This window comes from Pseudomonas sp. MF08831 (genome assembly GCF_059862645.1).
The window spans coordinates 194,852-215,915 of record NZ_JCBCUX010000005.1; the positions used below are offsets into that span (position 1 = coordinate 194,852).

A 21,064-nucleotide genomic window follows, 5' to 3' on the forward strand; every position below is an offset into this window, starting at 1 on the left:
ATTTGTGTCCCAAGCCAAACGTTTTGAGAACTACATCAACGGCGAGTGGGTGGCCGGTGCCGACTACTGCAACAACATCAATCCGTCGGAGTTGTCCGATGTCATTGGCGAATACGCCAAAGCCGACGTAGCTCAAGTCAACGCCGCCATCGATGCCGCCCGCGCCGCCTTCCCGGCCTGGTCGACCTCCGGCATCCAGGCTCGCCACGATGCGCTGGATAAAGTCGGCAGTGAAATCCTCGCCCGCCGTGAAGAACTCGGCACCTTGTTGGCCCGTGAAGAGGGCAAGACCCTGCCCGAAGCCATCGGCGAAGTGACCCGCGCCGGTAACATTTTCAAGTTCTTCGCCGGTGAATGCCTGCGCCTGTCCGGTGACTACGTGCCATCGGTGCGCCCAGGCGTCAATGTGGAAGTCACCCGCGAAGCCCTGGGTGTGGTCGGCTTGATCACCCCGTGGAACTTTCCGATTGCGATCCCCGCCTGGAAAATCGCCCCGGCCCTGGCCTACGGCAACTGCGTGGTGATCAAACCGGCCGAACTGGTGCCGGGCTGCGCCTGGGCGCTGGCCGAAATCATTTCCCGCGCCGGCTTCCCCGCCGGTGTGTTCAACCTAGTGATGGGCAGCGGCCGTGTGGTTGGCGACGTGTTGGTCAACAGCCCGAAAGTCGACGGCATCAGCTTTACCGGTTCGGTCGGCGTGGGCCGTCAGATCGCCGTCAGCTGCGTGTCGCGCCAGGCCAAAGTGCAGTTGGAAATGGGCGGCAAGAACCCGCAGATCATCCTCGACGACGCCGACCTCAAGCAGGCCGTCGAGCTGTCGGTACAGAGCGCGTTCTACTCCACCGGCCAGCGTTGCACTGCCTCCAGCCGCTTGATCGTCACCGCCGGTATTCACGACCAGTTCGTCGCGGCCATGGCCGAGCGCATGAAGTCGATCAAAGTTGGCCACGCACTGAAAAGCGGCACCGACATCGGCCCGGTGGTTTCCCAGGCCCAGTTGGACCAGGACATGAAGTACATCGACATCGGCCAAAGCGAAGGTGCGCGGCTGGTCAGCGGTGGCGGCCTGGTGACCTGCGACACCGAAGGCTACTACCTGGCGCCGACGCTGTTTGCCGACAGCGAAGCCGCCATGCGCATCAGCCGTGAAGAGATATTCGGCCCAGTAGCCAACGTGGTGCGCGTAGCGGATTACGAGGCGGCGCTGGCCATGGCCAACGACACCGAATTCGGCCTGTCGGCGGGCATTGCCACCACTTCGCTCAAGTACGCCAACCACTTCAAGCGCCACTCCCAGGCCGGGATGGTGATGGTCAACCTGCCGACTGCCGGTGTGGATTACCACGTGCCGTTCGGTGGCCGTAAGGGCTCCTCGTATGGTTCGCGCGAGCAAGGTCGCTATGCGCAAGAGTTCTACACCGTGGTGAAGACCAGCTACATCGGTTCGTAACACGCAACACCTGTGGGAACCGGCTTGTGTGGGAGCTGGCTCGCCTGCGATAGCGGTACATCAGTCACAGAGATGTTGACCGATACACCGCCATCGCAGGCAAGCCAGCTCTCACAGAAAGCGGTTCCTGCACTTAAAACAGAAATGCTTACCCGCAAAAAAAATAATTAGTGGGAGTACATCTTCATGCAAGCGACCAAGCCGACCCACGTCCGCTATTTGATCCTGCTCATGCTGTTTCTGGTGACCACGATCAACTACGCCGACCGGGCCACTATCGCCATCGCCGGCTCCAGCCTGCAAAAAGACCTCGGTATCAGCGCGGTCACCCTCGGTTATATCTTCTCCGCATTCGGTTGGGCCTACGTGGCCGGGCAAATCCCCGGCGGCTGGTTGCTGGATCGGTTCGGCTCGAAAAAAGTCTATGCCCTGAGCATCTTCACCTGGTCGCTGTTCACCATCCTGCAAGGCTATGTCGGTGAGTTTGGCGTCTCCACCGCGATCGTCGCGCTGTTTATGCTGCGCTTTCTGGTGGGCCTGGCGGAAGCGCCGTCATTCCCCGGCAATGCGCGCATTGTGGCCGGCTGGTTCCCCACGGCCGAACGCGGTACGGCCTCGGCGATTTTCAACTCGGCGCAGTACTTCGCCACGGTGCTGTTCGCGCCGCTGATGGGCTGGATCGTCTACACCTTTGGCTGGCAGCACGTGTTTATCGTGATGGGCGGGATTGGCGTGCTGTTCTCGCTGATCTGGCTGAAAATTATCCACAGCCCGCGCCAGCACCCGATGATCAACGACGCTGAACTCAAGTACATCTCCGAGAACGGTGCGATGGTCGACATGGACCAGGAAAAGACCAGGGGCCAGAAAACCGACGGTCCGAAGTGGGACTACATCCGCCAGCTGCTGACCAACCGCATGATGCTCGGTGTGTACCTGGGCCAGTACTGCATCAATGGCATCACCTATTTCTTCCTGACCTGGTTCCCGGTGTACCTGGTGCAGCAGCGTGGCATGACCATCCTCAAGGCGGGCTTCATTGCCTCGTTGCCGGCCATCTGCGGGTTTATCGGCGGGGTGTTGGGTGGTTTGATTTCCGATTACCTGCTGCGCAAAGGCCATTCCCTGACGTTTGCGCGCAAGGCGCCGATCATTGGCGGGTTGCTGGTGTCGTGCAGCATCGTGGCGTGCAACTACGTGGATATCGAATGGATGGTGGTGGGCTTCATGGCGTTGGCCTTCTTCGGTAAAGGCGTTGGCGCACTGGGTTGGGCGGTAGTGTCTGACACCTCACCGAAACAAATCGCCGGCCTCAGTGGCGGTCTGTTCAATATGTTTGGCAACCTGGCCTCCATCAGCACACCGATTGTGATCGGCTACATCATTGCCACCACTGGCTCGTTCAAGTGGGCCCTGGTGTTCGTCGGCGCCAACGCCTTGCTGGCGGTGTTCAGCTACCTGGTGATCGTCGGCCCGATCAAGCGTGTGGTACTCAAAGAGCCGCCCAGCAGCAAAGGGCCTGAGCTGACCCAATTTACCCAAGCGCATTCCTGAGGGGCGATGTAATGCAGTTGATTGAACATGCCGACTCGCCGCGCTCGATCCGTTTGCACGAGCGCGACAACGTAGTAATCGTGGTCAACGATCAAGGCGTACCGGCCGGGACCGAGTTCCCGGACGGCCTGGTGACCGTGGATTTCATTCCGCAGAGCCACAAGGTGACGCTGGAAGACATCCCCGAAGGCGGTCAGATTATTCGCTACGGGCAGACCATTGGTTACGCCCTGGCGCCGATTCCACGTGGCAGCTGGGTGCAGGAAGATCAACTGCGCATGCCCACCGCGCCGCCGCTGGACAGCCTGCCGCTGTCCACCGAGGTGCCTGAAACCCAGGCGCCGCTGGAAGGCTTTACGTTTGAGGGTTACCGCAACGCCGACGGCACCGTGGGCACGCGCAATATTCTGGGCATCACCACCACGGTGCAGTGCGTCACCGGTGTGCTGGACCATGCGGTCAAGCGCATCAAGGATGAATTGCTGCCCAAATACCCGAACGTTGATGACGTGGTGGCACTGACCCACAGCTACGGCTGCGGCGTGGCGATCACTGCGACGGATGCTTACATCCCGATCCGCACCGTGCGCAACCTGGCGCGCAACCCGAACCTGGGCGGCGAAGCGCTGGTGATTAGCCTGGGCTGCGAGAAGCTGCAGGCCGGGCAGGTGATGCACGACAACGACAGCTCCGTCGACTTGAGCGAGCCGTGGCTGTATCGGCTGCAGGATTCCAGCCATGGCTTTACCGAGATGATCGAGCAGATCATGGCGCTGGCCGAAGTGCGCTTGAAGAAACTCGACCTGCGTCGCCGCGAGACCGTGCCGGCGTCGGAGCTGATTCTGGGCATGCAGTGCGGCGGCAGTGATGCGTTTTCGGGTATTACCGCCAACCCGGCGCTGGGGTTTGCCTCGGACCTGCTGTTGCGGGCCGGGGCGACGGTGATGTTTTCCGAAGTGACTGAAGTGCGTGACGCCATTTACCTGCTGACCGCTCGTGCCCAGAGCAAAGAAGTGGCCCAAGCGCTGGTCAGGGAAATGGACTGGTACGACCGCTACCTGGCCAAAGGCGAGGCGGACCGTAGCGCGAACACCACGCCGGGCAACAAGAAGGGTGGGTTGTCGAATATCGTCGAGAAGTCCCTGGGCTCGATCGTCAAGTCGGGCAGCAGCGCGATCAACGGCGTGCTCGGCCCGGGCGAGCGCTTCAAAGGCAAGGGCCTGATCTTTTGCGCCACGCCAGCCAGTGATTTTGTCTGCGGCACCTTGCAACTGGCGGCCGGGATGAACCTGCACGTGTTCACCACCGGGCGTGGCACGCCGTATGGGCTGGCGATGGCGCCGGTGGTGAAGGTCTCGACGCGTACGGAATTGGCGCAGCGCTGGCCGGACCTGATCGATATCGACGCCGGACGCATCGCCACCGGGCGTGCGAGCATTGAGGAATTGGGCTGGGAGTTGTTTCACTTCTACCTGGATGTGGCCAGCGGCAAGAAGCAGACGTGGGCGGAGCGGCATAAGCTGCATAACGACATTACGTTGTTCAACCCGGCGCCTATCACCTGAGACCGACGCGGCCCCTGTAGGAGCTGGCTTGCCGGCGACTGCAGTGTGTCAGTCAGCCCATCGGTTGCTGACACTCCGCTGTCGCAGGCAAGCCAGCTCCCACAGTTGATGGGTGAATACCTTCAACTGTGGGAGGGGGCTTGCCCCCGAAGGCGGCCTACCAGACGCCGCACGGCCGCATGGCTTATCATTAGCCACCTGACGACACCCACCAAGGTTCTTCCCGGCATGCTGGCTATCTTCCTCACCACCCTCACCATCACCGCGCCGGTGTTTGCCATGCTGTTTCTGGGTGTGCTGCTCAAGCGCATCAACTGGATCAACGACAACTTTATCCACACCGCTTCCTCCCTTGTCTTCAACGTCACCATGCCGGCGCTGCTGTTCCTGGGCATCCTGCACGCCGACCTGCACTCGGCGCTCAAGCCGGGTCTGCTGATCTACTTTGCGCTGGCCACGTTGCTGAGCTTTGCGCTTGCGTGGGGCTGGGCGATTTATCGTTGCCCGCGCGTCGACCGCGGTATCTACACCCAGGGTGCGTTTCGCGGTAACAACGGCGTGATCGGCCTGGCGCTGGCGGCCAGCATGTATGGTGACTACGGCATTTCCCTTGGCGCGATCCTCGCGGCGCTGGTGATCCTGTTCTACAACACCCTGTCGACCATCGTGCTGGCGGTGTACAGCCCGGTGATCAAGTCCGACCCGTGGAGCATCTTCAAAAGCGTGGTGGCCAACCCGCTGATCATCAGCGTGATTGCGGCCGCACCGTTCGCGACTTTCAAGATCGGCCTGCCGGGGTGGCTGGAGTCGTCCGGGCAGTACCTGGCGGACATGACCTTGCCGCTGGCATTGATCTGCATCGGCGGCACCTTGTCGCTGGCGGCCTTGCGCAAAAGCGGAAGCATGGCTCTGAGTGCCAGCCTGGTGAAGATGATCGGCCTGCCGCTTTTTGCGACGCTGGGCGCATGGCTGCTGGGCTTTAGGGGGCCGGAGCTGGGGATTCTGTTTTTGTACTTTGGCGCACCGACCGCGGCGGCGAGTTTTGTCATGGCCAGGGCGGCCGAGGGCAATCATGAGCTGGCGGCGGCGATTATTGTGATTACGACCTTGATGGCGGCGGTGACCACCAATATCGGGATTTTTGTGTTGCAGGCCGGTGGTTGGATCTGAATGTTGTGCTGGGGTTGAGGGCCAGTCGCAGGCAAGCCAGTTCCCACAGTTTGATCGGTGAATGCAATCAAAGGTGGGCGCTGGCTTGCCTGCGCTGACTATCCAGCCGTCACGGCTTATCCGCCTGATACGCCTCAATCACTTCCTGCGCCGCCCGAAACGCATCAATCGCCGCCGGCACGCCGGCATACACCGCGCAATGCAGCAGTGCTTCGCGAATCTCTTCCACTGTGCAGCCATTGTTCAGCGCGCCGCGCACGTGGCCCTTGAGTTCCTGCGGGCATTTGAGGGCGGTGAGGGCGGCGAGGGTGATCAGGCTGCGCGTCTTCAACGGCAAACCTTCGCGGTTCCACACGCTGCCCCATGCATGCTCATTGACGAAATCCTGCAGCGGCTGGGTGAACTCGGTGGCATTGCCCAGGGCGCGGTCGACGAACACATCGCCCATGACCTGGCGACGCATTTCAACCCCGGACTTTTTCTGTTCGGTCATTGCGATTCCCTCTTGTGTTGGCGGCGCCAGGCTTGCAGCGAGGTGAACAACACAAACGCGACCAGCGCTGGCAGGACGTAATGCAGCATCAATTGTTCAAGCCGGGTGGCCAGCGGCATGCCGAAGGTGAACGACACCACATGCAGCCCATACGCCAGATACAACCCCAGAAACACCAGGCCTTCAGCGCGGGTGACGCGGTAGCCGCTGTAGAACACCGGCAGGCACAACACCACCACGCCGAGCATCACCGGCAAGTCGAAATCCAGTGCGTTGGGCGACACCGATAACGGCGAGGGCGCCACCAGCGCGGTGAACCCTAGTACGCCAAGCAGGTTGAACAGGTTGCTGCCGATCACGTTGCCCACGGCAATCTCGCGCTCGCCGCGCAACGCGGCAATCAGCGAGGTGGCCAGGCACGGCAGCGAGGTGCCAACACCGATCAGCGTCAGGCCGATGATGCGTTCGGACAGGCCCAGGTCGCTTGCCACATCCACCGCTGCACCCAGCAGCAAATGCCCGGCCAGCACCAGAATCAACAACCCGCCCAGCATCAACAATGCGCTGCTGAGCCAGGGCGCGCGGGCCACCGTGTCCAGCGTGCGTGGACGGCGGGAATGGCGGGTCTGGTAGTGCAAAACACCGAGGTAGGCTATCAGCGCAACCAGTAAGAAAAGGCCGTCGAGCGGTGTCAGTTCTTCATTGCCGGCCAGGGTAAATACCAAGAGGCCGGCGAAAATCATCACCGGGATGTCCAGCCGCACCAGCTGCCGCGAGACGCGCAGCGGAATGATCAACGCAGCCAGGCCCAGGGTGACGAGGGTGTTGAAGATACTGCTGCCGATGACGCTGCCCACGGCGATATCGGTATTGCCGGCCAGGGTGGCCTGCAGGCTCACGGTCATCTGCGGCGCACTGCTGCCGAAAGCGACGATGCTCAAGCCGATAATCAGTGGCCGTACCTTGAGGCTGGCCGCCAGGCGCACGGCGGCGCGCACCAGAATTTCGGCGCCGACGATCAGCAACACCAGGCCAGTGATCAGTTCGATCAGGCTCCAGGGCGAGAGGGCGGTTAATCCGAAAATGGCCAGGGCTCCTTTATCAGTTGTTCAGCGCCTGCACGCGAACCCGTGCAGTGCCGCTGCCCAGCATACCGAGTTGTTCGGCAGCCTTGCGTGAAACGTCGATCAGGCGCCCACGGGTATGCGGGCCGCGATCGTTGACGCGCACGACCACGAATCTGTTGTTGTTAAGGTTGGTCACCTTGACCTGGGTGCCGAAGGGCAGGCGCCGATGGGCGGCGGTCAGGGTGTTCTGGTTGAAGGGTTCACCGCTGGCAGTCTTGTTGCCATGGTGCTTGGCGCCGTAATAGGAGGCGGTGCCGGTTTCGTCGTAGCCGTTGGGGTCGATGAGGCCGCTGGCGCAACCGGCCAACATGGAGAACAGGCCCAGCAGGGCGAGTAGACGCTTCACGTTAAGTAAGTCCCCATTGTAAATGTGGGAGCTGGCTTGCCTGCGATACAGGCACCTCGGTGTTGCAGTTGCACCGAGGCGCTGCTATCGCAGGCAAGCCAGCTCCCACATGGGGTCCGAGTTGGGCATGAAATCCCGCCCGGACCATTTCACCGCGAATCAGCCTTCGAGCTTGCTTTTCAGCAGTTCGTTCACCTGTTGCGGGTTGGCTTTGCCTTTGGAGGCTTTCATCGCCTGGCCGACAAAGAAGCCGAACATTTTGCCGCGCTTGGCTTCGTCTGCGGCGCGGTATTGCTCGACCTGTTCGGCGTTGGCAGCCAGCATTTCATCGAGAACGGCCGAAATCGCGCCGCTGTCGGTGACTTGCTTGAGGCCGCGCTTCTCGATGATCTCATCGGCGCTGCCTTCGCCTGCGGCCATCGCTTCAAACACGGTCTTGGCGATTTTGCCGGAGATGGTGTTGTCCTTGATGCGCAGCAGCATGCCGCCCAGTTGCTCGGCGGTCACCGGCGCTTCGTCGATTTCCAGGCCCTGTTTGTTCAACAGGCTGCCCAGCTCAACCATCACCCAGTTGGCCGCCAGCTTGGCGTCGCCGGCGATGCTCACGACTTTTTCGAAGTAGTTGGCTTGTTCGCGGCTAGAGGCCAACACGCTGGCATCGTAGACCGACAGGCCGAACTGCGCCTGGAAGCGCTCGCGTTTGTGCTGCGGCAATTCCGGCAGGGTGGCGCGGATGTCATTGAGGAACGAGTCTTCAAGCACCACCGGCAACAGGTCCGGGTCGGGGAAGTAACGGTAGTCGTTGGCTTCCTCTTTGCTGCGCATGGCGCGGGTTTCGTCTTTGTTCGGGTCGTACAGGCGAGTCTGCTGGATCACCTTACCGCCGTCTTCGATCAGTTCGATCTGGCGACGCACTTCGCTGTTGATGGCTTTTTCGATGAAGCGGAACGAGTTGACGTTCTTGATCTCGCAGCGGGTGCCGAACTCGACCTGGCCCTTAGGACGGATCGACACGTTGCAGTCGCAACGCAGCGAGCCTTCGGCCATGTTGCCGTCGCAGATGCCCAGGTAACGCACCAGCGCGTGTATGGTCTTGACGTAGGCCACGGCTTCCTTGGCGCTGCGCATGTCCGGCTCGGACACGATTTCCAGCAATGGCGTGCCGGCACGGTTCAAGTCGATACCGGTAGCGCCCGGGAATTCTTCGTGCAGGCTCTTGCCGGCGTCTTCTTCCAGGTGCGCGCGGGTCACGCCGACCCGTTTGATGGTGCCGTCTTCCAGCGGAATGTCCAGGTAGCCCTTGCCGACAATCGGCAATTCCATCTGGCTGATCTGGTAGCCCTTGGGCAGGTCCGGGTAGAAGTAGTTCTTGCGCGCGAACACGTTGTGCTGGCCGATCTCGGCGTCAATCGCCAGGCCGAACATCACCGCCATGCGCACTGCTTCCTGGTTCAGCACCGGCAGCACGCCGGGCATGCCCAGGTCTACCAGGCTGGCCTGGGTGTTGGGCTCTGCGCCGAACGTGGTGGCACTACCGGAGAAAATCTTCGATTGGGTGGCGAGCTGGGTATGAATCTCCAGCCCGATCACAACTTCCCATTGCATAGTGTTCTCCTCAGAAGCCGGTTGGGGTGCGAGTGTGCCAGTCGGTGTTCAACTGGTACTGGTGCGCCACATTGAGCAGGCGGCCTTCCTGGAAGTACGGGGCGAGCAACTGCACGCCGACCGGCAGGCCATCGACGAAACCAGCCGGCATCGACAAGCCCGGCAAGCCCGCGAGGTTGGCGGTGATGGTGTACAGGTCTTCCAGGTACTCGGCGATCGGGTCGCCGGTCTTGGCGCCGAGCTTCCAGGCCGGGTTCGGCGTGGTTGGGCCGAGGATCACGTCGACTTCTTCGAAGGCAGCCATGAAGTCGTTCTTGACCAGGCGACGGATTTTTTGCGCCTTGAGGTAGTACGCGTCGTAGTAGCCGGCGGACAGGGCGTAGGCACCGACCATGATCCGACGTTGGACTTCGGCGCCAAAGCCTTCGCCGCGCGAGCGTTTGTACAGGTCTTCGAGGCCTTTCGGGTTTTCACAGCGATAGCCGAAGCGCACGCCGTCGAAACGCGACAGGTTGGAAGAGGCTTCTGCCGGCGCGATCACGTAGTAGGCAGGAATCGCGTGCTGGTTGTTCGGCAGGCTGATTTCCTTGATCACGGCGCCGAGCTGTTCCAGCGTCTTGACGCTGTTGTGCACCAGTTCGGCGATACGCGGGTCGAGGCCGGCGCTGAAATACTCTTTCGGCACGCCAATACGCAGGCCTTTGAGCGAGGTATTGAGGCTGGCGCTGTAGTCCGGCACCGGTTCGTCGATGCTGGTGGAGTCCTGCTTATCAAACCCGGCCATACCTTGTAACAAAATCGCGCAGTCTTCAGCCGTGCGTGCCAGCGGGCCGCCCTGATCCAGGCTGGAGGCGTAGGCGATCATGCCCCAACGGGAAACACGCCCGTAGGTCGGCTTCAAACCGGTGAGGTTGGTGAACGCGGCGGGCTGACGGATCGAGCCGCCGGTGTCGGTAGCGGTAGCCGCCGGCAGAAAGCGCGCGGCAACCGCGGCAGCCGAACCACCGGACGAGCCGCCTGGCACGTGCTCCAGGTTCCACGGGTTTTTCACTGCGCCGTAGTAGCTGGACTCGTTGGCAGAACCCATGGCGAATTCGTCCATATTGGTCTTGCCCAGGGTCACGGCGCCCGCGGCGGCCAGCTTGGACACGACCGTGGCATCGTAGGGCGCCTTGAAGTTGTCGAGCATCTTCGAGCCGCAACTGGTGCGAATGCCCTGGGTGCAGAACAGGTCTTTGTGGGCGATTGGTGCGCCCAGCAGGGCGCCATTCTCACCGTTGGCGCGACGTACGTCGGCGGCCTTGGCCTGGCTCAGGGCCAGCTCTTCGGTGAGGCTGATGAAGCTGTTGACCTTCGGATCAAGCTCGGCGATACGCGCAAGCAGGGTTTTGGTCAGCTCTTCGGAAGAAAACTTTTTGTCGGCGAGACCGCGGGCGATCTCGGCCAGAGTCATGTGATGCATGAAAGGCTCTTTCCCTTTAGTCGATGACTTTCGGAACCAGGTACAGGCCGTTTTCGACCGCTGGCGCGATGGACTGGTAGGCCTCGCGATTATTTCGCTCGGTCACAACGTCTGCGCGCAGGCGCTGGCTGGCTTCCAGCGGGTGAGCCAGGGGCTCGATGCCGTCGGTATTGACGGCCTGCATTTGGTCAACCAGCCCGAGAATGCTGTTCAGGGCTGCGGTGGTCTGTGGAAGATCGGCTTCATTCAGGCCAAGCGAGGCCAGATGAGCGATTTTTTCCACGTCGGAGCGTTCAAGCGCCATGGGATTCTCCAGTGGAAAACAGAACGGAGGGCGTCCGTGTGTTAGATTGTCGGAACACTACCGCATTTCTACGGTCATATGGCCGCGATTGTGGGGGTTGGTGCACAGAAAGTCGGCCAATTTAGCACATTGGCGCCTTGCCCAAAATCCCTGTCGTTGTTAGAGTTTGCCGCACTTTTTTACCCACGCGTTGCCTAGGGTCCTTTCCCCATGTTCAAGAAACTGCGTGGCATGTTTTCCAGCGATCTTTCCATTGACCTGGGCACTGCCAACACCCTTATTTACGTGCGCGAGCGCGGTATCGTTCTGAATGAGCCATCGGTTGTGGCCATTCGGACCCATGGTAATCAGAAAAGTGTCGTTGCCGTTGGCACCGAGGCCAAGCGCATGCTCGGCCGAACACCAGGCAACATCGCTGCCATTCGTCCGATGAAAGACGGCGTGATCGCCGACTTCAGCGTCTGCGAGAAGATGCTGCAGTACTTCATCAACAAGGTTCACGAAAACAGTTTCCTGCAGCCCAGCCCTCGTGTGCTGATCTGCGTTCCGTGCAAGTCCACCCAGGTTGAGCGTCGCGCCATCCGTGAATCGGCCCTTGGCGCCGGTGCCCGCGAAGTATTCCTGATCGAAGAGCCTATGGCTGCCGCTATCGGCGCCGGCCTGCCGGTCGAAGAAGCGCGCGGTTCGATGGTGGTGGATATCGGTGGTGGTACCACTGAAATCGCCCTGATTTCCCTGAACGGTGTGGTGTATGCCGAATCCGTGCGCGTAGGCGGCGACCGTTTCGATGAAGCGATCATTACCTATGTGCGTCGTAACTACGGCAGCTTGATCGGCGAATCCACCGCCGAGCGCATCAAGCAGGAAATCGGCACCGCTTACCCTGGCGGCGAAGTTCGCGAAGTTGATGTTCGCGGTCGCAACCTGGCCGAAGGCGTTCCACGTGCTTTCACCCTGAACTCCAATGAAGTGCTGGAAGCTCTGCAAGAGTCCCTGGCCACCATCGTTCAGGCAGTGAAGAGCGCCCTGGAGCAATCGCCTCCGGAGCTGGCTTCCGACATCGCCGAGCGTGGCCTGGTGCTGACCGGTGGTGGCGCCTTGCTGCGCGACCTCGACAAGCTGCTGGCCCAGGAAACAGGCCTGCCGGTGATCGTCGCCGAAGACCCGCTGACCTGCGTCGCCCGTGGCGGTGGCCGTGCACTGGAAATGATGGATAAACACACCATGGACCTGCTTTCCAGCGAATAAGATTGCCGGAATGGTTCATGCTTCGCCCACAGGCAGCACTTTGCAGTGCTGCCTGTTGGCGTTTATCTTCTTCAATCTGCATCCAGGCCGGTTTGATGCCGTATGAATAAAGAGAACATTTGCCCGGGAGGAGCGGCTTATTAAACCGCTTTTCGCCAAAGGCCCCTCATTGGGCGTGCGCTTATTAGTGCTGGTCGTGCTTTCGGTCGCGCTGATGGTGGTCGATGCCCGCTTTGCACTGCTCAAGCCCGTGCGTAGCCAGATGTCGCTGGTGTTGATGCAGACTTACTGGATCACCGACCTGCCGCAACGGCTTTATCAGGGCGTGGCCAGCCAGTTCGGCAGCCGCACTGAGCTTGTCGCCGAGAACGAAAAACTCAAGACCGAAAACCTGCTCTTGCAGGGGCGCATGCAAAAGCTGGCGGCCCTCACCGAGCAGAACGTTCGGCTGCGCGAGTTGCTTAACTCTTCGGCATTGGTCAACGAGAAGGTCGAAGTGGCCGAGTTGATCGGCATGGACCCCAATCCCTTCACCCATCGCATCATCATCAACAAGGGTGAGCGCGACGGCGTGGTCCTGGGCCAACCGGTGCTCGACGCCCGTGGCCTGATGGGCCAGGTGGTCGAATTGATGCCCTACACGTCGCGCGTGTTACTGCTGACGGACACCACCCACAGCATTCCGGTGCAGGTCAACCGCAACGGCTTGCGTGCGATTGCCAGCGGTACCGGTAACCCGGAGCGTCTTGAGTTGCGTCATGTGGCCGACACTGCCGACATCAAGGAAGGCGACCTGTTGGTCAGTTCCGGCCTGGGTCAGCGGTTCCCCGCGGGTTACCCGGTAGCGACGGTCAAGGAAGTCATCCACGATTCCGGCCAGCCGTTCGCCATTGTGCGCGCGGTCCCGACGGCTGCCTTGAACCGCAGCCGTTACCTGCTGCTGGTATTCAGCGACAACCGTACGCCCGAAGAGCGTGCCAACGACGCTGCCCAGGCGCAGGAAGCAGAAGACAAGCAGAACGGCACCGCGCCGGTCATTCCTGCCACGGTGCCAAAACCAGCCTTTGTGGGGCCACCTGCACCTGCCGCGACCCCGGTCGCGCCAGTGGCGACGCCTGTCAAACCTGCGGCCCACAGCGCCCGCCCAGCCAAACCGGCTGCGACCAAGCCACCGGCCACTACGCCGGCCGCCACAGCGGCTAAACCGCCTGCCACGCCGGCAACCCGACCAGCGGCCGCAGCGCCGGCAACCACGCGGCAGAGGGAGGAATAATGGCCGGTACGCATTCGCACAATGGCTGGATCGTCTGGCTGACTTTCGCCATCGGCTTGCTGCTCAGCGTTTCGCCGTTGCCGCAATTCATGGAAATCCTGCGACCGCTCTGGCTCGCCTTGCTCCTGGCGTTCTGGTCGCTGACCTTGCCGCATAAGGTAGGCATGGTCACAGCGATGTGCCTGGGCTTGGCGGAGGACGTGCTCTATGGCACCTTGCTTGGCCAGAACGCGCTGATCCTGACCCTGATTACTTTCCTGGTGCTGTCATTGCAGCAGCGGTTGCGCATGTTCCCGATGTGGCAGCAGTGCCTGGTGATTCTGGTGATCTTCGGCCTGGCGCAGTTGGTGCAACTGTGGCTCAGCGCATTGACCGGTAACCGCCAGCCGACCCTGGCCCTGGTATTGCCGGCCCTGGTCAGTGCGTTGCTGTGGCCTTGGGTCAGCTTCGGTCTGCGTGGTTTACGTCGCCGCTATAAAATCAATTGAATGGATTGCGAGGCTCTGCCTGGTTATCGAACCCTACAGGGAGAGTCTGCAATGAATTCGCTTTATCTGGCCTCGGGCTCCCCAAGGCGGCGTGAACTGTTGACGCAGATCGGTGTGCCTTTCACCGTGGTCAGCGCCGCCATTGATGAAACTCCTCATACAAACGAATCCGCCGTTGCCTACGTCGAGCGCCTTGCGCACGGCAAGGCCACGGCGGGTTTTGCTGCGCTTGAAAAGACTGCCGGCGCCTGCGTGCTGGGCGCCGACACGGCCGTGATCGTTGATGGTCAGATCCTTGGCAAACCGGTGGACCAGGCCGACGCCCTGGCGATGTTGATGGCCCTGTCGGGACGCGAGCATGACGTCCTCACCGCCATTGCTGTCACCGACGGCGAGCGCAGCGAAACTCGATGTGTAAGCAGCCGGGTACGTTTTCGCGCTATTTCTGTCGAGGAGGCTACAACCTACTGGCACAGCGGCGAACCTCAGGACAAGGCAGGCGGCTATGCTATCCAGGGGCTGGGATCGGTGTTTGTAGCCGGGCTCAATGGCAGCTATTCCGCCGTGGTAGGCCTGCCCGTGTGCGAAACCGCGCAACTGCTTGGTCAATTCGGCATACCCTGTTGGCAAAACCTTACCGCGCGCTGAACGCCGTATCCCAGCGCCAAGCCTTAAGCGATCGGTCACTATTGTGAAAACGCCTGAACGAGACCCAGCCATGAGTGAAGAGATTCTGATCAATATCACGCCGATGGAATCGCGCGTGGCGGTGGTAGAGAACGGTGTTCTGCAAGAAGTGCACGTCGAGCGCACCCAGAAGCGCGGCATTGTCGGCAATATCTATAAAGGCAAAGTGGTGCGCGTGTTGCCAGGCATGCAGGCGGCATTTGTCGACATTGGCCTGGACCGTGCCGCGTTTATCCATGCATCGGAAATTTCGCTGCGCGAAGGCCCGGCGGTTGAAAGCATCAGCGCGCTGGTACACGAAGGGCAGAGCCTGGTGGTGCAGGTCACCAAGGACCCGATCGGTTCCAAGGGCGCGCGGCTGACTACTCAACTGTCGATTCCTTCGCGTTACCTCGTGTACATGCCGCGCACTGCGCATGTCGGTATTTCCTTGAAAATCGAGGACGAATCCGAGCGTGAGCGCCTTAAAAAGGTGGTCAGCGATTGTGTGGCTGCCGAGGGCATCAAGGAAGCGGGTGGTTTCATCCTGCGCACGGCCGCAGAAGGCGCCGGCGCCGATGAAATCCTCATGGATATCCGATACCTGCGGCGCCTGTGGGACCAGATCGGCGCACAGATCAAAACCATTGGCGCGCCGAGCGTGATCTATGAAGACCTTGGCCTCGCGCTGCGTACATTGCGCGATTTGGTCAGCCCGAAAATCGAGAAAATTCGCATCGACTCGCGGGAAACCTTCCAGCGCACCACACAATTTGTCGCCGAATTGATGCCGGAAATTGCCGATCGCCTGGAGCATTACCCCGGCGAGCGGCCGATCTTCGATCTTTATGGTGTCGAAGACGAAATCCAGAAAGCCCTGGAGCGCAAAGTACCGCTCAAATCCGGCGGCTATCTGGTCGTGGACCCGGCAGAGGCCATGACCACCATCGACGTCAATACCGGCGCGTTTGTCGGCCACCGCAATCTCGAAGAGACCATCTTCAAGACCAACCTTGAAGCCGCCACCGCGATTGCCCGCCAACTGCGCCTGCGCAACCTGGGCGGCATCATCATCATTGACTTCATCGACATGGAAGACGAAGAGCACCAGCGCCAGGTGCTGCGTACCCTCGAGAAGCAACTGGAGCGCGATCACGCCAAGACCAACATCATCGGCATCACCGAGCTGGGCCTGGTGCAGATGACCCGCAAGCGCACCCGCGAAAGCCTTGAGCAAGTGCTCTGCGAACCCTGCAGCAGCTGCCAGGGGCGCGGCAAGCTGAAGACCCCGGAAACGGTTTGCTACGAGATTTTCCGCGAAATCCTACGGGAGGCACGCGCCTATCAGGCCGAAGGTTATAGAGTGCTCGCCAACCAGAAAGTCGTCGATCGGTTACTCGATGAAGAGTCTGGTAACGTCGCCGAGCTGGAGGGTTTTATCGGGCGCACGATTCGCTTCCAGGTCGAAACCATGTATTCCCAGGAACAATATGACGTGGTGCTGCTCTGATCCCCAATCGCTTAATTTCTTCGAGAACGGCAGACCTTGATCTGCCGTCCGTCAACTGCTTTGAGGGTCGCCTGACATGGAGCGTCTGATACGCTTTTTTGCCGCTTTGACCCGTTGGGGCCTGGGCCTGTGTGCCTTGGTGCTGGTGTTGGCTGCGGTGTACGTGAGCCTGGGTCGTGAATTGACCCCGCTGGTGGCTGAATACCGCGCCGAAATCGAAGCCAAGGCTCAGGCTGCGGTGGACATGCCCGTGCAAATCGGCAGCCTGGAAGGCCGCTGGAGCGGTTTCGCCCCCGTGTTGCTGGCTCACGACGTGATGGTCGGCGAGGGCAGCAGTGCCTTGCGCCTGGACCAGGTTGAAGTGGTGCCGGATCTCTGGGCCAGCCTGATGGCCCGCGAGGTGCGCATAGCCCACCTGGAAGTCAGCGGGCTGCAGTTGAGCGTCAAGGAAGACAAGGACGGCCACTGGGCGCTCCAGGGCCTGCCGGTACAGGACGATCAGCCGTTGGACCCTGAGCAGTTGCTGACGCGCATGCAGATGGTCAAGCGCGTGTCGCTGCTCGATAGCCAGGTCACGCTGCAACCGTTCGGCCAGGCGCCGCTGACCCTGACTTACGTGGGCCTCAGCCTCCACACCGGCGCCACTCGCCAGCGCCTCGATGCCCGCCTGACCCTGCCGGATGGCCAGCCACTGGCTGTAAACCTGCGTACACGTATTCGCGCCAGCGCTTGGAAAGACGGTGAGGTCCAGGCTTACCTGAGCCTTCCGCAAAGCGACTGGGCCAAATGGATACCCGGCAGGCTGACCCAGCAATGGAAAGTCACGCAGTTCAAGGCCGGCGGCGAATTCTGGCTGACCTGGGCCAAAGGCACCGTGCAAAGCGCGGTGGCGCGTCTCAACTCACCCCAGCTGAAAGGCAGCTACGCCGACCGCAGGCCGGTCCATATCGAAAACCTTGCCCTCACGGCTTACCTGCAACGCAGTCAGAGCGGCCTCAATGTGCTGTTTGACTCGTTGGCAATGAACATCGGTGACACGCGCTGGGAGTCGCGCCTGCAATTGCAGCAGAGCCTGGCTACCGACAAGGATCTGGAGGTCTGGAAACTTCAGGCCGACCGCCTTGACCTCACGCCCATTACGCCGCTGCTGAATGCCTTGGCGCCCCTGCCGGAAGGCTTTGCAAAAGCCGTCGAACACCTCAAGGCCACTGGCATGCTGCGCAACGTGCTGGTGGATTTCCGTCCCCAGGACACGAGCGATCAGAAGGTCAGCTTTGCCGCCAACCTCGAGCGCATCGGGTTTGATGCCTACTTCGGCGCGCCGGCTGCGCGCAACGTGTCCGGCAGTATCAGCGGCGACCTGGGGCACGGTGAGTTGCGCATGGACAGCAAGGACTTCTCCTTGCACCTGTACCCGATCTTTGCCAAGCCGTGGCAGTACATCCAGGCCAATGCACGCCTGACGTGGAAGCTGGATAAAGAAGGTTTCACCCTGATCGCCCCCTACATCAAGGTGCTCGGCGAGGAAGGCAAGGTTGCGGCAGACTTCCTGATTCGCCTGCATTTCGATCACAGCCAGGAAGACTATATGGACCTGCGGGTCGGCATGGTCGATGGCGATGGCCGTTTTACACCCAAGTATTTGCCGGCGGTATTGAGCCCGTCGCTGGATGAGTGGTTGCGCACAGCGATCCTCAAAGGCGCGGTTGACCAAGGTTTCTTCCAGTACCAAGGTTCGCTGAACCATGACGCACTGCCGGCTGCACGCAATATCAGCCTGTTTTTCAAGGTGCACGATGCCGAACTGGCGTTCCAGCCAGGCTGGCCGCATGTGAGCAAGGTCAATGGCGAAGTGTTTGTCGAGGAGAGCGGCGTGCGCATCCTGGCGAGCAAGGGCCAATTGCTCGATACCAAGGTCAAGGACGTCTACGTCAATATTCCTCACGCGCCAGCCGGTAAAGACAGCCATCTGCTGATCACCGGTGGATTCGCGGGTGGCCTGGGGGATGGCTTGAAGATCCTTCAGGAAGCGCCGATCGGCACCGGCTCGACGTTTGCCGGCTGGAAAGGCGAGGGCGACCTGCAAGGCAAGCTGGACCTGGATATTCCGCTGGTCAAAGGCACCGAACCCAAGATTGTGGTGGATTTTCAGACCGACAAGTCCCGCCTGCAATTGGCCGAGCCGACTCTGGACTTGAGCCAGCTCAAGGGCGATTTCCGCTTCGACAGCACCAAGGGGCTGAGTGGCCAGAACATCTCCGCCCAGGCGTTTGATCGTCCGATCACCGCGCAGATCATTGCCGATGGCAAACCAGGCAATATCAGCACGCGTATCACCGCCAAAGGGCAGGTCACGGTTAAGCGCTTGACGGATTGGTTGAAAATTAGCCAGCCGCTGCCGGTGTCCGGCGATATCCCCTACCAATTGCAAGTGACACTGGACGGTGCCGACAGCCAACTGATGGTCAGTTCCAACATGAAAGGCGTAGCGGTCGACCTGCCCGCACCGTTCGGCATGCCCGCCAGCCAGGGGCGCGACAGCGTGTTCCGCATGACCTTGCAGGGGGCTGAGCGCCGGTACTGGTTCGATTATGGCGAGCTGGCGAGCTTCACCTTTGCGTCGCCTCCAGACAAATTCAATGAGGGGCGCGGGGAGTTGTTTCTGGGGGACGGCGATGCCGTGCTGCCTGCTGCCAAAGGCCTGCGCATTCGTGGCGTGCTGTCGGAGCTGGATATAGACCCTTGGAAGAAACTGGTCGACCGTTACGCCGGCAATGACCCAGGCGGCAATGCCAAGCAACTGCTCAGCGGTGCTGATTTCAAGGTGGGCAAGTTGAGCGGTTTTGGTACCCAATTTGACCAGGTCAACCTGCAACTCGATCGCAAACCGTCCGCATGGGGGTTGCAGTTCGACAGTCAGCAAGCCAAAGGTGCTGTGAACCTTCCGGATGCCAAGGGCGCGCCTATTGCAATCAACCTGCAGTACGTGAAATTGCCGGCGGTGGATCCGAAAGCACAGGCCGACGAAAACGCGCCGGACCCGTTGGCGGACGTCGACCCCAAGGACATTCCAGCGCTGGATATCTCCATCAATCAACTGTTCCAGGGGCCGGACTTGGTGGGCGCCTGGTCACTGAAAGTACGGCCGACGGCCAAAGGCCTGGCCTTTAACAATCTGGACCTTGGCCTCAAAGGCATGCAGCTCAACGGCGCTGGTGGTTGGGAAGGCGCACCGGGTAACAGCAGCAGTTGGTACAAAGGTCGCCTGGACGGCAAGAACATCGCCGATGTGCTCAAAGGCTGGGGGTTTGCGCCGACGGTAACCAGTGAGGACTTCCATCTGGATGTGGACGGTCGCTGGCCGGGCTCACCGGCTTGGGTCGGTCCCAAGCGCTTCTCCGGTAGCCTGGATGCAGCGTTCCGTAAAGGCCAGTTCGTTGAGGTCGAAGGTGGCGCGCAGGCTCTGCGGGTATTTGGCTTGCTGAACTTCAACTCCATCGGGCGCCGCTTGCGTCTGGACTTCTCGGACTTGCTTGGCAAAGGCTTGAGCTATGACCGGGTCAAAGGCTTGCTCGCGGCCAGCAATGGCGTGTTTGTGACGCGTGAGCCCATCACCATGACCGGGCCTTCCACCAACCTGGAGCTCAATGGCACGCTGGACCTGGTAGCCGACCGCGTCGACGCCAAGCTGCTGGTCACGTTGCCGGTGACCAATAACCTGCCGATTGCCGCTTTGATTGTCGGGGCACCGGCCATTGGTGGCGCGTTATTCCTGATCGACAAGTTGATTGGCGATCGTGTTTCGCGCTTCGCCAGCGTGCAGTACAAGGTGCAAGGGCCTTGGAAGGATCCAAAAATCACCTTCGACAAGCCATTTGAAAAACCAAACTGAGAGGCTGTGGAGTAGCATGGCCGCATGCCCTTTACGGAGTGTCGGCCTATGTCCTTTGCGGTAATTCAAATGGTCAGCCAGAGCGATGTTCTGGCCAACCTGGCCCAGGCCAGGCGCTTGCTGGAGCAAGCGGCGGCGGGCGGTGCGAAGCTGGCGGTACTGCCGGAAAACTTCGCCGCCATGGGCCGCCGTGACGTAGCCGATCTCGGCCGCGCCGAAGCTTTGGGCGAAGGCCCGATCCTGCCGTGGTTGAAACAGACCGCTCGCGACCTCACCTTATGGATAGTGGCCGGTACTTTGCCGTTGCCGCCCAAGGACCAACCCAACGCCAAGTCCAACGCTTGCTCGCTGCTCATCGATGATCAGGGCGAAATCGTTGCCCGTTACGACAAGCTGCACTTGTTCGATGTGGATGTAGCAGATGCGCGGGGTCGTTATCGCGAATCTGACGACTATGCTTTCGGGAGCAATGTAGTGGTAGCGGACACGCCGGTGGGGCGATTGGGCCTGACGGTGTGCTACGACTTGAGGTTCCCCGAGCTGTACAGCGAATTGCGCGCGGCGGGGGCTGAATTGATTACCGCGCCCTCGGCCTTTACCGCGGTGACGGGCGCTGCACATTGGGATGTGCTGATTCGGGCGCGAGCCATTGAAACCCAGTGCTACTTGCTGGCAGCTGCTCAGGGCGGCGTACACCCAGGCCCACGGGAAACCTTTGGCCACGCAGCGATTGTCGACCCTTGGGGGCGCGTGCTGACACAACAGGATCAAGGCGAAGCGGTGTTGTTGGCCGAACGCGATAGCAGTGAACAAGCGTCGATACGGACGCGCATGCCGGTGGTCAACCATCGGCGCTTTTTCTCGCAGGGCGCGCAGCGACCTGCTTCGGAACGATGAATTTAAGGCCAAAC

The 21,064-nt window shown here is 60.8% G+C and carries 17 protein-coding genes; 11 read left to right on the forward strand and 6 right to left on the reverse strand.

Annotated elements, in window-relative coordinates; genetic code table 11:
* The first annotated feature begins 4 nt into the window (after positions 1 to 4).
* The 4 genes from AC19YS_RS12680 (at position 5) to AC19YS_RS12695 (ending at position 5,739) form a co-directional block, all read left to right on the forward strand.
* A complete protein-coding gene (locus AC19YS_RS12680; RefSeq protein ID WP_017138260.1) occupies positions 5 to 1,450 on the forward strand; it encodes an aldehyde dehydrogenase family protein in 1,446 nt (481 codons plus the stop codon).
* A gap of 186 nt (positions 1,451 to 1,636) precedes the next feature.
* Positions 1,637 to 3,004 (forward strand): MFS transporter, encoded by a 1,368-nt coding sequence (locus AC19YS_RS12685; protein WP_500601852.1) that lies wholly within the window; start codon positions 1,637 to 1,639, stop codon positions 3,002 to 3,004.
* Between the two features lie 11 nt (positions 3,005 to 3,015).
* Positions 3,016 to 4,569 carry a galactarate dehydratase gene (gene garD, locus AC19YS_RS12690; protein WP_179606341.1) on the forward strand — a complete coding sequence of 518 codons (1,554 nt, stop codon included), beginning with the start codon at positions 3,016 to 3,018 and terminating at the stop codon, positions 4,567 to 4,569.
* A gap of 228 nt (positions 4,570 to 4,797) precedes the next feature.
* A complete protein-coding gene (locus AC19YS_RS12695; protein ID WP_500601854.1) occupies positions 4,798 to 5,739 on the forward strand; it encodes an AEC family transporter in 942 nt (313 codons plus the stop codon).
* A 109-nt stretch (positions 5,740 to 5,848) separates the two neighbouring features.
* Here AC19YS_RS12695 and AC19YS_RS12700 read toward each other — a convergent pair whose 3' ends face one another.
* The 6 genes from AC19YS_RS12700 to gatC all read right to left on the reverse strand — a co-directional run bounded on the left by AC19YS_RS12700 (position 5,849) and on the right by gatC (position 11,076).
* The gene (locus tag AC19YS_RS12700) at positions 5,849 to 6,232 is read right to left on the reverse strand and encodes a carboxymuconolactone decarboxylase family protein (protein ID WP_106578660.1); all 384 of its coding nucleotides are present in this window, start codon (positions 6,230 to 6,232) and stop codon (positions 5,849 to 5,851) included.
* Positions 6,229 to 7,275 (reverse strand): calcium/sodium antiporter, encoded by a 1,047-nt coding sequence (locus AC19YS_RS12705; RefSeq protein ID WP_500602037.1) that lies wholly within the window; start codon positions 7,273 to 7,275, stop codon positions 6,229 to 6,231. The genes AC19YS_RS12700 and AC19YS_RS12705 overlap by 4 nt, the downstream gene beginning before the upstream one ends.
* A 58-nt stretch (positions 7,276 to 7,333) precedes the next feature.
* On the reverse strand, positions 7,334 to 7,705 hold the full coding sequence (locus AC19YS_RS12710) for a septal ring lytic transglycosylase RlpA family protein (RefSeq protein ID WP_500601857.1): 372 nt from the start codon (positions 7,703 to 7,705) through the stop codon (positions 7,334 to 7,336).
* 159 nt (positions 7,706 to 7,864) lie between these two features.
* On the reverse strand, positions 7,865 to 9,310 hold the full coding sequence (gene gatB / locus AC19YS_RS12715; RefSeq protein ID WP_124416436.1) for an Asp-tRNA(Asn)/Glu-tRNA(Gln) amidotransferase subunit GatB: 1,446 nt from the start codon (positions 9,308 to 9,310) through the stop codon (positions 7,865 to 7,867).
* A gap of 10 nt (positions 9,311 to 9,320) precedes the next feature.
* Positions 9,321 to 10,772 carry an Asp-tRNA(Asn)/Glu-tRNA(Gln) amidotransferase subunit GatA gene (gene gatA, locus AC19YS_RS12720; protein WP_124416437.1) on the reverse strand — a complete coding sequence of 484 codons (1,452 nt, stop codon included), beginning with the start codon at positions 10,770 to 10,772 and terminating at the stop codon, positions 9,321 to 9,323.
* Positions 10,773 to 10,788: 16 nt separating this feature from the next.
* A complete protein-coding gene (gene gatC, locus AC19YS_RS12725) occupies positions 10,789 to 11,076 on the reverse strand; it encodes an Asp-tRNA(Asn)/Glu-tRNA(Gln) amidotransferase subunit GatC (protein WP_003171764.1) in 288 nt (95 codons plus the stop codon).
* Positions 11,077 to 11,286: 210 nt separating this feature from the next.
* Between gatC and mreB the strand changes: the two genes are divergently transcribed.
* The 7 genes from mreB (at position 11,287) to AC19YS_RS12760 (ending at position 21,050) form a co-directional block, all read left to right on the forward strand.
* Positions 11,287 to 12,324 carry a rod shape-determining protein MreB gene (gene mreB / locus AC19YS_RS12730; protein WP_002555108.1) on the forward strand — a complete coding sequence of 346 codons (1,038 nt, stop codon included), beginning with the start codon at positions 11,287 to 11,289 and terminating at the stop codon, positions 12,322 to 12,324.
* A gap of 139 nt (positions 12,325 to 12,463) precedes the next feature.
* Positions 12,464 to 13,597: a rod shape-determining protein MreC gene (gene mreC / locus AC19YS_RS12735; protein ID WP_200624398.1), complete on the forward strand. Its 1,134-nt coding sequence runs from the start codon at positions 12,464 to 12,466 to the stop codon at positions 13,595 to 13,597.
* Positions 13,597 to 14,085 (forward strand): rod shape-determining protein MreD, encoded by a 489-nt coding sequence (mreD, locus tag AC19YS_RS12740; protein WP_128588513.1) that lies wholly within the window; start codon positions 13,597 to 13,599, stop codon positions 14,083 to 14,085. The genes mreC and mreD overlap by 1 nt, the downstream gene beginning before the upstream one ends.
* Positions 14,086 to 14,136: 51 nt before the next feature.
* Positions 14,137 to 14,733: a Maf family protein gene (locus AC19YS_RS12745; protein WP_200624370.1), complete on the forward strand. Its 597-nt coding sequence runs from the start codon at positions 14,137 to 14,139 to the stop codon at positions 14,731 to 14,733.
* 70 nt (positions 14,734 to 14,803) lie between these two features.
* A complete protein-coding gene (rng, locus tag AC19YS_RS12750; protein ID WP_448193057.1) occupies positions 14,804 to 16,261 on the forward strand; it encodes a ribonuclease G in 1,458 nt (485 codons plus the stop codon).
* Positions 16,262 to 16,337: 76 nt separating this feature from the next.
* The gene (locus AC19YS_RS12755; RefSeq protein WP_500601858.1) at positions 16,338 to 20,153 is read left to right on the forward strand and encodes a YhdP family protein; all 3,816 of its coding nucleotides are present in this window, start codon (positions 16,338 to 16,340) and stop codon (positions 20,151 to 20,153) included.
* Positions 20,154 to 20,201: 48 nt separating this feature from the next.
* Complete coding sequence (locus tag AC19YS_RS12760) at positions 20,202 to 21,050, forward strand: carbon-nitrogen hydrolase family protein (protein ID WP_367242486.1); 849 nt, start codon at positions 20,202 to 20,204, stop codon at positions 21,048 to 21,050.
* The last annotated feature ends 14 nt before the right edge of the window (positions 21,051 to 21,064 follow it).

Coding starts and splice junctions, on each gene's coding strand:
- AC19YS_RS12685 (WP_500601852.1), top strand. CDS start 1,637: ATGCAAGCGACCAAGCCGACCCACGTCCGCTATTTGATCCTGCTCATG.
- garD (WP_179606341.1), top strand. CDS start 3,016: ATGCAGTTGATTGAACATGCCGACTCGCCGCGCTCGATCCGTTTGCAC.
- AC19YS_RS12695 (WP_500601854.1), top strand. CDS start 4,798: ATGCTGGCTATCTTCCTCACCACCCTCACCATCACCGCGCCGGTGTTT.
- AC19YS_RS12700 (WP_106578660.1), bottom strand. CDS start 6,232: ATGACCGAACAGAAAAAGTCCGGGGTTGAAATGCGTCGCCAGGTCATG.
- gatB (WP_124416436.1), bottom strand. CDS start 9,310: ATGCAATGGGAAGTTGTGATCGGGCTGGAGATTCATACCCAGCTCGCC.
- gatA (WP_124416437.1), bottom strand. CDS start 10,772: ATGCATCACATGACTCTGGCCGAGATCGCCCGCGGTCTCGCCGACAAA.
- gatC (WP_003171764.1), bottom strand. CDS start 11,076: ATGGCGCTTGAACGCTCCGACGTGGAAAAAATCGCTCATCTGGCCTCG.
- mreB (WP_002555108.1), top strand. CDS start 11,287: ATGTTCAAGAAACTGCGTGGCATGTTTTCCAGCGATCTTTCCATTGAC.
- mreD (WP_128588513.1), top strand. CDS start 13,597: ATGGCCGGTACGCATTCGCACAATGGCTGGATCGTCTGGCTGACTTTC.
- AC19YS_RS12745 (WP_200624370.1), top strand. CDS start 14,137: ATGAATTCGCTTTATCTGGCCTCGGGCTCCCCAAGGCGGCGTGAACTG.
- rng (WP_448193057.1), top strand. CDS start 14,804: ATGAGTGAAGAGATTCTGATCAATATCACGCCGATGGAATCGCGCGTG.
- AC19YS_RS12755 (WP_500601858.1), top strand. CDS start 16,338: ATGGAGCGTCTGATACGCTTTTTTGCCGCTTTGACCCGTTGGGGCCTG.
- AC19YS_RS12760 (WP_367242486.1), top strand. CDS start 20,202: ATGTCCTTTGCGGTAATTCAAATGGTCAGCCAGAGCGATGTTCTGGCC.